This window comes from Nocardiopsis sp. CNS-639, from assembly GCF_000381685.1.
Lineage (GTDB): Bacteria > Actinomycetota > Actinomycetes > Streptosporangiales > Streptosporangiaceae > Nocardiopsis > Nocardiopsis dassonvillei.
Map to the genome: position 1 here is coordinate 1 of NZ_KB906858.1, position 12,578 is coordinate 12,578.

Sequence of the window (12,578 nt, forward strand, 5' to 3'; positions counted from 1 at the left end):
TACAACCACTACAAGCGGGTGCGTTCGGAGGGGGATCGTCCGGGCGAGGAGGATGTGGAGATCGCCAAGTCCAACATCTTGCTGCTGGGGCCGACGGGGTCGGGCAAGACGTTGTTGGCGCAGACTCTGGCGCGGATTCTGAACGTGCCGTTCGCGATCGCGGACGCGACGGCGCTGACGGAGGCGGGGTATGTGGGGGAGGATGTGGAGAACATCCTGCTCAAGTTGATCCAGGCGGCTGACTATGACGTGAAGAAGGCCGAGACGGGGATCATCTACATCGACGAGGTCGACAAGGTCGCGCGTAAGAGTGAGAATCCCTCGATCACTCGGGATGTGTCGGGTGAGGGGGTGCAGCAGGCGTTGTTGAAGATCTTGGAGGGGACGACGGCGAGTGTGCCTCCGCAGGGGGGTCGGAAGCATCCGCATCAGGAGTTCATTCAGATCGACACGACGAATGTGTTGTTCATCTGTGGTGGTGCGTTCGCGGGGTTGGAGAAGTTGATTGAGTCGCGGACGGGTCAGCAGGGGATGGGGTTCAACGCGGTGTTGCGTCCCAAGGGTGAGCTGGGTGGTTCGGCGTTGTTCGGTGAGGTGATGCCGGAGGATCTGTTGAAGTTCGGGATGATTCCGGAGTTCGTGGGTCGGTTGCCGGTGATCACGAGTGTGCATGATCTGGATCGTGAGGCGTTGATCCGGATTTTGACGGAGCCGCGGAATGCGTTGGTGAAGCAGTATCAGCGGTTGTTCGAGTTGGATGGTGTGGAGTTGGAGTTCACGCCGGATGCTTTGAACGCGATTGCTGAGCAGGGGATTATTCGGGGTACGGGTGCGCGTGGTTTGCGGGCGATTATCGAGGAGGTGTTGTTGTCGGTGATGTATGAGGTGCCTTCTCGTGAGGATGTGGGTCAGGTGATCATTACGCGGGAGACCGTGATCGACAACGTCAACCCCACCATCGTTCCCCGCATCCGCTCCGACCGGGACGGCGAACGCCGCGACCGCTCCGCCTGACCCCGGGTCAGGACCGGCCCCTCGGCCCGACCCCGGGTAAAGACCGGCCCCGCCACGGGACACGCGGCCGCCGCGCCCCCCTCGCCCGAGCCCGCGGTGTGAGACTGCTGGGGGAGGTGGGCAGATGGACGACGCGACCGTTCCGGCCGCCGAGGCCGCGCAGCTGTTCGAGGAACTGGTCAGGTCCGTGCACGGGTGCGCCCCGATCGAGGTCCTCGAAGCCGCCGGCCGCTACGGCGAGCGGATCGGACTCAGCGGCATCTGCGTGTACCTGGTCGACCTGCAGCAGCGCCTCCTCGTCCCGCTGCTCGGCGGCCCGGCGCTCAAGGTCGACTCCAGCGTGGCGGGGGAGGCCTACCGCTCCGAGACGCTGCGGCTGGTCGAGGGCGGCGACGGCGAGCTGGGCCTGTGGCTGCCTTTGCGCGACGGCGCCGACCGCATGGGGGTCGTGCACATCAGCGCTCCCGTGCTCGACGAGTCCACCCTGCGCCGCTGCCACGCGCTCGCCTCGCTGCTGGCCCTGGTCGTGACCTCCAAACGCGCCTACAGCGACACCTACGTCCGCCACACCCGCACCCAGGCGATGGACCTGCGCACCGAGATGCTGCGGGCCTTCCTGCCGCCCCGCACCCTGGGCACCTCGCGGGGCGTGTCCACCGCCGTCCTCGAACCCGCCTACCATCTGGGCGGCGACGCCTTCGACCACTCGATCACCAAGGAGACCCTGCACGCCGCCATCCTCGACGCGATGGGGCACGACCTGGCCTCCGGACTGACCGCGTCCGTGGCCATGGCCGGGATCCGCAACGCCCGGCGCAACGGCGCCGACCTCGCCGAACTCACCGACAGCGTGGAGGGCGCGCTCACCTCCTGGCTCCCCGAGCGCTTCTGCACCGCCGTCTTCACCTCCCTGAACCTGTCCACCGGGGAGTTCGCCTGGGTCAACTGCGCCCACCCCGCACCCCTGCTCCTGCGGCGCGGGCTCCTGCTGGAGGACGCCCTGGAGCGGACCCCCGAGGTGCCGCTCGGGCTCGGCGGTGTGCTCGGCGAGGCCGAACCGCGCACCGTGCACCGGGTCCTGCTCGAACCCGGCGACCGGATCCTGCTCTACACCGACGGGGTGACCGAGGCGCACGACAGCAAGGGGCGGATGTTCGGCCTAGAACGGTTCGCCGACTTCATCATCCGCGCCACCGCCGCCGACGAACCCGCCCCGGAGACGCTGCGGCGCCTGGTCCACGCCATCCACGACCACCAGCGCGGCAGCTTCACCGACGACGCCACCATCATGCTGCTGGAGTGGCGCCCTGACGGCGGGGCGATGCCCCGGGTCGAGGGCTGCTGACCTCCCCGGCCCCGAGTCCCGCCCCGTGTCCGGGGCTCCGGGGCAGGTCACCGCTCCGCGCCGGGGCCGGACCACTACGGGCCTGACCCGTCACGTCCCTCCCCTGCTCCCAGTGCTCCTCCGCCACCGTGCCGCCCCTCCGCACCCCCTTCACAGCCCTGCCGCCTCACCACGATGCCCCTTCACCACGGTGCTTCCTCACCACGGTGCTTCCTCACCACATGGCCAGAACCCGGCTGGGCCCTCCGGAGGCGTCCAGGCCGGGCATGACCCCCACGCTGATCAGCGCCCCGCTCGGCGGCAGCTGCTCCAGCCCGGTCAGGGACTCCAGCCCCCAGCGGTCGGCTCTGCCCACCACCTCGTGCGCGGGGAAGTCGGTGGAGTCGCCCGGATCGGTGCTCAGCGTGTCCACTCCCACCCCGACCACCCCGCGCCGCTCGATCAGGAACTCGCAGGCCTCGGGGCCGAACCCCGGGAAGTGCCAGGAGCCGTCCGCGGCCACCCCGCGCACCGCCTCGTCGCCCTGCGCCCACCGGGCGCTCCACCCCGAGTGCATCAGCACCGCCGCCCCCGCCGGGATCCGCCCGTGCTCGCGCTCGAAGGCCAGCACGTCGTCCACCGTCACCGTGGTGTCGGGGTCCTCCGCCGCCCGGGCGCGGATGTCGATCACCGCCGCCGGGGCGAGGAGTTCGTCCGGCCGGATGTCGGGGACCAGCCGCCCGCCGCCGATCACGTGCCCCGGCGCGTCCAGGTGCGTGCCCGAGTGCTCGCTCAGCGTCCACTGCTGCAGGTAGAAGCCGAACCCGCCCTCGGGTACCGGATCGCCCAGGCTCTCGCGCCGGGGCTTGTCCTCCCCCCAGGAGGGCATCGTCGGGGAGAGCACGTGGCTGAGGTCGGCCACCCTGCGAAAGCCCGTGGGCCACGGGCGCGGGCGGCCCGGCGAACCGGGCGGTCCGGCGGGCTTCGACCCGGCCTCACCGCTCCGCGAGCGGACGGTCTCACCGGTTCCGTTCAGGCACATGGGCTCTCCCTCGTCGTGTGCGTCGCTTCCCGTATGCCCGGTCGGCGGCGCCCGCCAACCCGTCCTCGACCCCCTGTGGACGGCTCCGCGCCGCGGCCCCGGTCCACGCGAGGGGCGAAGCCGCCCGTCCACAACCGGGCGACCGCTGGTGTCGGCCGCCCCCGCGCCGGGTACTGCCGGTACCGGGTCCCCGCACCCGACGACCGCCGGGGCCCGCCACCCCGCCCCCTACGCACCCGAGGACGCCCATGCCCCTGGAGAGCAGCCCCGACTGGTGGAAGTCCAGCGTCGTCTACCAGATCTATCCGAGCAGCTTCAACGACAGCGACGGCGACGGCGTGGGCGACCTGCCCGGCGTCATCGACAGACTCGACTACCTCCAGCTGCTGGGCGTGGACGTGGTGTGGCTGTCGCCCGTCTACCCGTCGCCCTGGGACGACAACGGGTACGACATCAGCGACTACCTGGACATCCACCCCCGGTTCGGCACCCTGGCCGACTGGGACCGCCTGCGCGACGAACTGCACGGGCGCGGCATGCGCCTGGTGATGGACCTGGTCGTCAACCACACCAGTGACGAGCACCCCTGGTTCACCGCCTCCCGTGAGGGGGACCCCGAACACCGCGACTTCTACTTCTGGCGGCCCGGACGCGACGGCGGCCCGCCCAACAACTGGGGGTCGGTCTTCTCGGGACCCGCCTGGACCCGCGACGAGACCAGCGGCGAGTACTACCTGCACCTGTTCACCCGCCGCCAGCCCGACCTGAACTGGGAGAACCCCAGGGTCCGCTCGGCGGTGCACGACGTGGCGCGCTGGTGGCTGGACCGCGGTGCCGACGGCTTCCGCATGGACGTCATCAACTTCGTCTCCAAGACCCCCGAGATGCCCGACGGCCCCCTGGCGGGGGACCACGGGATCTTCGCCGACCACGCCGTCAACGGCCCCCGCCTGCACGAGTTCCTGCACGAGATGCACCGGGAGGTGTTCGAGGGCCGCGACGTGCTCACCGTGGGCGAGATGCCCGGAGTGGACGTGGAGCAGGCCCTGCTGCACACCATGCCTGAGCGGCGCGAGCTGTCGATGGTCTTCCAGTTCGAGCACATGGACCTGGACCACGGGCCCGGCGGCAAGTTCGACCCCCGGCCCCCGGACCTGCGCCGCCTGAGGGAGTCCCTCAACCGGTGGCAGACCGGCATGGGCGAGCGCGGGTGGAACAGCCTGTACTGGAACAACCACGACCAGCCCCGGGTGGTGTCGCGCTTCGGCGACGAGGACCACCGGGTGGCGTCGGCCACGGCGCTGGCCACGACCCTGCACATGATGCGGGGCACGCCCTACGTCTACCAGGGCGAGGAACTGGGCATGACCAACGCCCACATGGGCGACATCGCCGACTACCGCGACGTGGAGACGCTCAACCACCACCGCGCGGTGGTGGACACGGGCAGGGCCGACCCGGGGGAGGCGATGGCGGCCATCGCCCGGATGAGCCGCGACAACGCGCGTACGCCCATGCAGTGGGACGCCTCGCCGGGCGCCGGTTTCACCACCGGCACCCCGTGGATCGCGATCAACCCCAACCACACCGAGATCAACGCCGAGGCCGCCGTGGCCGACCCGGACTCGGTCTTCCACTACTACCGGCGGCTCATCGCGCTGCGCCGGGAGCACCCGGTGGTCGTGCACGGCCGTTTCGAGCCGCTGCTGGAGGACGACCCGGCGGTCTACGCCTACCGGAGGGTCCTCGACGACCGGGTGCTGCTGGTGGTGGCCAACTGGAGCGCGCGGACGGTGCCGCTGGAGCTGGACCCCTCCGCCGCCGGGCGCGACCCGGTCCGCCTGATCGGCAACCACCCCGACGAGGGCGCCTTCGCGCCGCTGCGGCCCTGGGAGGCCCGCGTCCACCTGGGAGGCCGCTGAGCGGGGGCGGGCGCCGGACCCTCCCCGGGACGCCGGAACCGGGCCCGGTCGCGGTATGGGGGAGCGCGAGGGGCGGGGAAGCGGTACGCGGGCCGTCCCCACCGGTACGGCGGACCGTCCCCACCAGCTCGGAGGCGCTCCAGGCCCCGGTCGGCGCCGCACACGCGTCGCGCCCGGTCGGAGCGGCTCCGACCGGGCGCGCGACCCGTCCGCCCGCGTCGCGTCCGGGTCCCCGGACGCCGCGGCGCGGCCCTACTTCTTCGTGGACTCCTCCAGCCGAAGCGCGACGCCGATCGCGAAGAAGGTGGGCGCCCACTCACCGATGAAGATTCCCCACCGGTCGGCGCGGGCCAGCCCGGTACCCTCCTCCTTCTTCAGGGAGGTGGCCCAGCTCAGGAAGCTGAGTCCGATGGAGGCGAGCCCGGCTCCGTAGGCCATCTCGGACGTGACGCCCATCTGGGACAGTTTGGCGATCATGGTGCTCCTCGCGTTGGTGGTTGCCTCTAGAGGCACTTCCCGAGGAGGTCCCGGACAAGCTCCATGGCAGGTCAAGGCTGCGTCAGGCGGGGGCAGGGAGAGTCGGGCGGGGCCCGCGTCCGGAGTTCAGAACTTTTGAAATCCGAACCGAGTGAGGTTAGACTAACCTTGGTTTCGCCGGGATCCTCCCGTTCTGTCCTCCGTGTTTCCCCTCGGGACGCCCCATGCGCGGAAACGGCCCGCCCGAACACGGCGCGGCCACTCCCCATGACGAAGAAAGCAGTGTGAGCATGGCCTCCACCCTTCGCCGTGTCAGCGGCATCGCCTTCACCACCCTCCTCGCCGTCGGCCTCACCTCGTGCGGCAGCGCGGAGGAGGGCACCGGTGAGAGCGGCGGCGACACCGCCGGCGGCCAGTTCCCGGTCAGCATCGACAGCGCCCTGGGCACCGCCGAGATCCCCGAGCAGCCCGAGCGCGTGGTCACCCTCGGCCAGGGCTCCGCGGAGACCGCCATCGCCCTCGGCGTCGTGCCCGTCGGTGTCGAGAGCTACGAGTGGGGCAGCGACGACACCGGCTACCTGCCGTGGATCCACGAGGCGGTCACCGAGGCGGGCGAGGAGCTGCCCACCCAGTTCACCGGCGCCGACGACATCGACTTCGAGGCCATCATCGAGCTGGAGCCCGACGTCATCCTCGCCCCCTGGTCCGGCGTCACCCAGGAGCAGTACGACATCCTGAGCGACATCGCCCCCACGGTCGCCTACCCCGAGCTGCCCTGGAGCACCGACTGGGACCAGCAGATCGAGATCATCGGCGAGGCGCTCGGCCAGCCCGAGGAGGCCCAGGGCCTCATCCAGGACATCGAGACGCAGTTCGACGAGGCCGCGGCGGCCAACGAGCAGTTCGCCGACCTGACCTTCTCCTACGTCTACACCGACGGCCCCGGCACGCTCGGCGTGTTCCTGCCCGACGAGCAGCGCGTGGCCATGGTCCGCGGGCTGGGCCTGACCGTCGACCCGGTCGTGGAGACCTTCCCCGAGACCGAGGGCACCGACTCGGCCATCATCGGCCTGGAGAACGCCGACCAGCTCTCCGAGAGCGACCTGCTCTTCACGTTCTACAGCGACCCCGAGACCCGCGCCGAGATCGAGGCCCAGGAGCTGTACGCGGCCATCCCCGCCGTCGAGAGCGGCGCCGTGGTCGCCTCCGAGGACAACTCCTTCGTCACCGCCTCCTCGATCATCAACCCGCTGACCGTCCCCTGGGTCATCGACCGCTACGTGCCCATGATCGAAGAGGCCGTCCAGAACATCGAGAGCTAAGCACCTCCATGGTCAGGGCGAAGACACCCGTGGCCGCGCCCCGCGCGCGTCCCGCCCGCACCGCGCTCATGCTCGGTGCGGGCGTCGCCGCGCTGGCGGGTGCGGTCCTGCTCAGCCTCGTCATGGGCAGCAGGCCCACACCGGTCGCCGACGTGTGGGCGGCGATCACCGGCGGGGCGGACTCCTTCACCACCACGGTGGTGGAGAGCCGCTACCCGCGCACCGTCCTGGGAGTGGTGGCCGGGGCCGCCCTGGCCCTGGCGGGCACCCTCATGCAGGGCGTCACCCGCAACCCCCTCGCCGACCCCGGCCTGCTGGGCGTCAACGCCGGGGCCGCCGCCGCGGTGGTCACGGCCACCGCGCTGTTCGGCCCCGCCTCGGTCACCGCGACGGTCTGGTGGGCGCTGCCCGGGGCCCTGGTCGCGGGGTTGGCCGCCTACACGGTGGGCAGTCGCGGCGGCGACGGCGGCATGGTGCGCCTGGTCCTGGCGGGCGCGGTGGTCTCCGCCGTGCTCACCGCCTACGTCCAGGCGGTGGCCCTGAGCCTGCCCGAGACCTTCGACAGCTACCGCTACTGGGTGGTCGGTTCCCTGGCCGGGCGCGGCTACGACGTCATCGTGTCCGTGCTGCCGGTCATCGGCGTCGGCGTCCTGCTCGCCCTCGCGGTCTGCGGCGGCCTCAACGCCCTGGCCCTGGGGGAGGAGGCCGCGATCGCCACCGGCGCCAACACGGTGTGGACCCGCTCGGCCGGGCTCGTCGCGGGAACCCTGCTCGCCGCCGGGGCCACCGCCGCCGCCGGGCCCATCGCCTTCGTCGGCCTGGCCGTGCCGCACGTGGTGCGCGCCCTGGTCGGTGTCGACTTCCGCGTGCAGGTGCCCTTCGCGCTGCTGGTGGGCCCGACCCTGCTGCTGCTCGCCGACGTCGTCGGCCGTACCATCGTGCGCCCCACCGAACTCATGGTGGGCGTCGTCACCGCGTTCGTCGGTGCGCCCGTCCTGTTGTACGCGGTCCGCAGGATGCGGAGTACCCCATGACCCGAACCACCCGCACGTCCCCGGCCCCGGCGGGCCCGGCCCGGCCGGAGCACGGCCGTGCCCGACCCCCGAAGGCGTCCCCTCCGGTGCTGAGGCTGGGCCCGGTCGCGCTGCCCGTCCACCGGCGCTCGCTGCTGTGGGCGGCCGGACTCCTGCTCCTGCTGGTCGCCGCCGCGGCCGCCACGCTCGCCCTCGGGCGGCTCGGCGTGCCCCTGACCCGGCTGCCCGCCGTCCTGACGGGCGGGGGCGAGGCCACCGAGACCTTCGTGCTCGAACGGCTGCGCGGTCCCCGGCTGGTGGTGGCCGCGGGCACGGGTGCCGCCCTGGGCCTGGCGGGCGCGCTCTTCCAGTCCGTCACCCGCAACCCCCTGGGCAGCCCCGACGTCATCGGCCTCGGCGCCGGTGCCGGGGCGGGCGCGGCCTTCGCCGCCCTCGTCCTGCCCGGTGTGCTCCCCGTGCCGCTGGGCGCCCTCGCCGGTGCCGCCCTGGCCATGGTCGTCGTGGCCACGGTGACCGGCACCGGATTGCGCCACCCCGGCCGCCTGATCGTGGCGGGCATCGGGGTGGCCGCCATGGCGCAGGCCTTCACCCACTTCGTCGTGTCCGTGATGGCCCGCGACCAGGCCAGCGTCCTGTCCGCCTACGTCAACGGCAGTCTGGGCGCCCGGTCCTGGGAGCACGCCACCACCATCTGGGCGGTCCTGCTGCTGGCGCTGCCGTTCGTGGCGGCGCTGGCCGGACCGGTCTCCCTCAACGAGATGGGCGACGAGCTCGCCGACTCCCTCGGTGCGCGGGCCTCCACCACGCGCACCGCCGCCGTCTGCCTGTCGGTGGTGCTGTCCGCGGCCGCGGTGAGCGTGGCCGGTCCGATCGCGTTCGTGTCCCTGACCGCGCCGCAGATCGCGCGCCGGCTCTCCGCCGTGCCGGGCCCCAACATGGTGCTGTCGGCCCTGGTCGGGGCCCTGCTGCTGGTGGCGGCGGATCTGGCCGTCCAGCAGTCCCCGGTCGGGGACGGGCTGCCGGTCGGCGTCTTCACCATGGGGCTCGGCGGCGTCTACCTGGGCTACCTGCTGATTCGTGAATGGCGAAAGGGTGTGCTGTGAGTCTGGTGCTGTCCGCGGAGGGCCTGACCCTGGGGTACGGGGCCGAACCGGTCGTGCGCGACCTCGACCTGGGGGTGGCCGAGGGCGAGTTCACCGTCATCGTCGGCCCCAACGGCTGCGGCAAGTCCACACTGCTCAAGGCCCTGGGGCGGGTGAACAAGCCGATGTCGGGGCGGGTGCTGCTGCACGGCAGTGACGTGCGCGGCCAGCGCGCCAAGGCGGTCGCGCGCCAGATGGCGCTGCTGCCGCAGAGCCCGACCGCCCCCGAGGGCATCACCGTGCGGGCACTGGCCGCCCGCGGCCGCTTCCCGTACCACACGCTGGTGCGCCAGTGGAGCCCCCAGGACGAGACGGCGATCGGCCGCGCGCTGGAGCTGACCGGGCTGACCGATCTCGCCGACACCCAGGTGGGCTCTCTCTCGGGCGGCCAGCGCCAGCGCGCCTGGGTGGCGATGGTCCTGGCCCAGGACACCGGCGTCCTGCTGCTGGACGAGCCCACCACCTACCTGGACATCGCCCACCAGTACGACCTGCTGGAGCTGTTCGCCGACCTGCACCGCCGGGGGCGCACGGTGGTCGCGGTCCTGCACGACCTGGCCCAGGCCGCCCGGTTCGCCACCCGCCTGGTGCTGATGGACGCGGGCAGGGTGGTCGCCGACGGCCCTCCGGAGGAGGTCGTGACCGCCCGTCTGGTGGAGGAGGTGTTCGGGCTGCCCTGCGACGTGGTGCCCGACCCGCGCACCCGCACGCCGCTGGTCATCCCGCACGAGCGCGTCTGAGCCCTCAGCGCCCTCAGTCCCGCCGGGCCTTGTACTCCTCCCAGGAGGAGAGCAGGGTGTCGTGGTACTCGTCCAGCCAGGTCATGTAGTCGTGCATGTTGCGCAGCCGGGTGCGCGCGGGCGGACTCAGGCCGGGCAGGCGCTCCAGCGCCGACGCCGCGAGTTCCCTCTGCCGCCGCAGGTAGGAGCGCTCGTTGCGCAGGAACCCGCCCCAGACGTCCTCGTCCATGGCCACCAGCCGCGAGCGGCTCCCGGGGGAGGGGACCAGTTCCACGAAGCCCATCTCGCGCAGGCGGCGCACCGACTGCGACACCGATCCCCGGCTGACCCGGGCGCCGTCGGCGATCTCCTCGGCGCTCACCGCCTCGCGGTCGGCGACGAGCAGGTAGCCCACGATGCGGCCCTCGGCGCGGGGGCGGCCCTGCGACTGCCAGTACTCGGAGAAGCGCCCGACGAAGTCGTCGCGGAACCGCGTGTCCTCGTCCGTCCGCCTGCTCTCCGCCATGGGGGCCACGATAGCGCCTGACACGGGGCGTTCCGGGCGCTGACCGAGGGCTCCGCCCGCCCCCGCCCGCTCCCGTCCGGCGCCGGACGGGAGCGGACCCGGTTCAGGCGCGGCGCAGGGACTCCAGCATGCGCGACAGCGCCTCCCACACCCGCTCCAGGTCTTCGGGGTCGTCGCTGTCGGCCAGCCACAGCGCGGCCTCGTTCATCGCCCCCGAGAGCAGGTGGGCCACGGGCGCGACCGGCCGCGGCTCCAGGACGCCCGCCTCGACCAGCGCGGAGAGCGCCTCGGCCAGGTGGCGGGCCGAGGCGGCCTCGTCCAGGGCCCGCCAGGTGCTCCAGCCCAGGACGGCGGGCCCGTCCACCAGCATGATCCGCCGCACGTCCGGCGCGGTGCTGGCGGTGAGGAAGGCCCGGCACCCGGCGGTCAGCCGGTCCCACGGGTCGGCGTGCGCGTCCGCCGCCCGCGCCACGGCGTCGCCGACCTCGGACTGCACCTCCTCCAGGACCGCGCGGAACAGGTCCGGCTTGCCCTCGAAGTGGTGGTACAGGGCGCCCTTGGTGACCGCGGAGTCCGCCACGATCCGGGCCAGTCCCACCCCGCCGTACCCGTGCGCGGCGAACAGCCTGCGGGCCTCGCCCAGCAGGACGCGTCTGGTGTGCTCGCGCTGCCGCGCGCGGCTGCCCGGTTCCGCGGCCATGTACCCGACCTCCCCCTTGTTGACATACCGAAGGTATGCCAATAGCGTATCTTCACATACCGAAGGTACGTGAAAGGTGGAGTCCATGCGGCTCAGCAGCTTCTATCCGGTGCTCGGCACGCCCCGTCTGGCCGAGTGCCGCGACTTCTACGTCGGTCTGTTCGGCTTCGAGGAGACCTTCGCCGCCGACTGGTACGTGAGCCTGCGCAGGCCCGGCCCGCCCGAGTACGAGCTGGCCCTGCTCGACCCGGGGCATCCCACCGTCCCCGAGGGCTACCGCAGGCCCGTCCAGGGCCTGCTGCTCAACTTCGAGGTGGAGGACGTGGACGCCGAGTGGGAGCGCCTGGTGGTGCGCGGCGGCCTGCGGCCCGAACTGGGGATCCGCACCGAGGCGTTCGGCCAGCGGCACTTCATCGTGGCCGACCCCGGAGGGGTGCTGGTCGACGTCATCACGCCCGTGGCGCCCTCGGAGGAGTACGGGGACAACTTCGTGCGGGGGTGAGGGCCGTCCCGTCCCCGCCTGCCCGGTACCGTCGGCGTGACGGGGGGTGGAGGCGGTGGCGATGACGCTGGAACAGGCCTCGCGCCTGGCGGAGGAGGCCCACGCCGGGCAGGTCGACCGGGCCGGTCGGCCCTACACCGAGCACGTGTTCGCGGTGCGCGACCTGCTCGCCGGGCACGGAGAGCGCGCCCAGACGGCCGGGGTGCTGCACGACGTGCTGGAGGACACCCCGCTCACCGCCGACGACCTGCGCGCGCGGGGCTGCCCGGAGGAGGTCGTGCGCGCGGTGGAGTCGGTGACCCGGCGCCCGGGGGAGCCCTACGAGGAGATGGTGCGCCGCGCCGCCGCCGACCCGCTGGGCAGGCTGGTCAAGCTCGCCGACAACGCCCACAACTCCGACGAGCGCCGCCTGGTCCTGCTGCCCGACGAACAGGCGCGGCGGCTGCGCGCCAAGTACGCCCGCGCCCGGCGGATCCTGGAGGAGGGCCCGCAGGAGGACGGGCTCCCCGAAGCGGCGCTCCCGCGTGCCACGCTCCTGGTCCTCTACACCGACCGGGTCGAGGAGTGCCGCGCCTTCTACACCGGGCTCGGTCTGGGCTTCGTCCGCGAGCGCCACGGCTCGGGGCCCGAACACCACGCGGCCGGACTGGACGGCGGCATGGTCGTCGAGATCTACCCGGCCACCGCCGAGCGCTCCACGGGCGCGGTGCGCCTCGGGTTCACCGTGCGCGGGGACCGCGCCGTCCCGCCCCTGGAGCCGGGGCGCCGCGTGCTCACCGACCCCGACGGGCGCAAGGTCGACCTGAGGGTGGTGTGAGCGACGGCATCCGTGTGCGTGGCGTCGGGTACCAGCC

The 12,578-nt window shown here is 72.5% G+C and carries 13 protein-coding genes; 9 read left to right on the top strand and 4 right to left on the bottom strand.

Annotated elements, in window-relative coordinates:
- A partial coding sequence (gene clpX, locus G011_RS29645; RefSeq protein ID WP_019608229.1) for an ATP-dependent Clp protease ATP-binding subunit ClpX occupies positions 1–1,014 on the top strand: 1,014 nt, incomplete at its 5' end.
- A 124-nt stretch (positions 1,015–1,138) separates the two neighbouring features.
- Positions 1,139–2,359 carry a PP2C family protein-serine/threonine phosphatase gene (locus tag G011_RS0109360; protein ID WP_019608230.1) on the top strand — a complete coding sequence of 407 codons (1,221 nt, stop codon included), beginning with the start codon at positions 1,139–1,141 and terminating at the stop codon, positions 2,357–2,359.
- Between the two features lie 214 nt (positions 2,360–2,573).
- On the opposite strand, the gene G011_RS0109365 is transcribed toward G011_RS0109360, so the two are convergent.
- A complete protein-coding gene (locus G011_RS0109365) occupies positions 2,574–3,380 on the bottom strand; it encodes a cyclase family protein (RefSeq protein WP_019608231.1) in 807 nt (268 codons plus the stop codon).
- A 248-nt stretch (positions 3,381–3,628) separates the two neighbouring features.
- Here G011_RS0109365 and G011_RS0109370 point away from each other — a divergent pair, with 248 nt between their 5' ends.
- Positions 3,629–5,302, top strand: coding sequence for an alpha-glucosidase (locus tag G011_RS0109370; protein WP_019608232.1), 1,674 nt, complete (start codon positions 3,629–3,631; stop codon positions 5,300–5,302).
- Positions 5,303–5,554: 252 nt separating this feature from the next.
- Here the strand turns inward: G011_RS0109370 and G011_RS0109375 are convergent, their stop codons facing one another.
- Entirely contained in the window at positions 5,555–5,779 is a 225-nt protein-coding gene (locus tag G011_RS0109375; RefSeq protein WP_013153948.1) for a hypothetical protein, read from the bottom strand.
- 290 nt (positions 5,780–6,069) lie between these two features.
- Between G011_RS0109375 and G011_RS0109380 the strand changes: the two genes are divergently transcribed.
- The 4 genes from G011_RS0109380 to G011_RS0109395 are packed head-to-tail and all read left to right on the top strand — an operon-like array spanning position 6,070 to position 10,017.
- On the top strand, positions 6,070–7,101 hold the full coding sequence (locus G011_RS0109380; RefSeq protein WP_026338166.1) for an iron-siderophore ABC transporter substrate-binding protein: 1,032 nt from the start codon (positions 6,070–6,072) through the stop codon (positions 7,099–7,101).
- 8 nt (positions 7,102–7,109) lie between these two features.
- Entirely contained in the window at positions 7,110–8,135 is a 1,026-nt protein-coding gene (locus G011_RS0109385) for an iron ABC transporter permease (RefSeq protein ID WP_036552453.1), read from the top strand.
- A complete protein-coding gene (locus G011_RS0109390; RefSeq protein WP_369757323.1) occupies positions 8,132–9,238 on the top strand; it encodes a FecCD family ABC transporter permease in 1,107 nt (368 codons plus the stop codon). The genes G011_RS0109385 and G011_RS0109390 overlap by 4 nt, the downstream gene beginning before the upstream one ends.
- On the top strand, positions 9,235–10,017 hold the full coding sequence (locus tag G011_RS0109395; RefSeq protein ID WP_019608236.1) for an ABC transporter ATP-binding protein: 783 nt from the start codon (positions 9,235–9,237) through the stop codon (positions 10,015–10,017). Before G011_RS0109390 ends, G011_RS0109395 begins: the two co-directional genes overlap by 4 nt.
- A gap of 13 nt (positions 10,018–10,030) precedes the next feature.
- Here the strand turns inward: G011_RS0109395 and G011_RS0109400 are convergent, their stop codons facing one another.
- Positions 10,031–10,522: a GbsR/MarR family transcriptional regulator gene (locus G011_RS0109400; protein WP_019608237.1), complete on the bottom strand. Its 492-nt coding sequence runs from the start codon at positions 10,520–10,522 to the stop codon at positions 10,031–10,033.
- A 103-nt stretch (positions 10,523–10,625) separates the two neighbouring features.
- Entirely contained in the window at positions 10,626–11,222 is a 597-nt protein-coding gene (locus G011_RS0109405; RefSeq protein ID WP_019608238.1) for a TetR/AcrR family transcriptional regulator, read from the bottom strand.
- An 85-nt stretch (positions 11,223–11,307) separates the two neighbouring features.
- Here G011_RS0109405 and G011_RS0109410 point away from each other — a divergent pair, with 85 nt between their 5' ends.
- Positions 11,308–11,724, top strand: coding sequence for a VOC family protein (locus G011_RS0109410; RefSeq protein ID WP_013153941.1), 417 nt, complete (start codon positions 11,308–11,310; stop codon positions 11,722–11,724).
- A 61-nt stretch (positions 11,725–11,785) separates the two neighbouring features.
- On the top strand, positions 11,786–12,541 hold the full coding sequence (locus tag G011_RS32955; RefSeq protein WP_019608240.1) for an HD domain-containing protein: 756 nt from the start codon (positions 11,786–11,788) through the stop codon (positions 12,539–12,541).
- Positions 12,542–12,578: the final 37 nt, after the last annotated feature.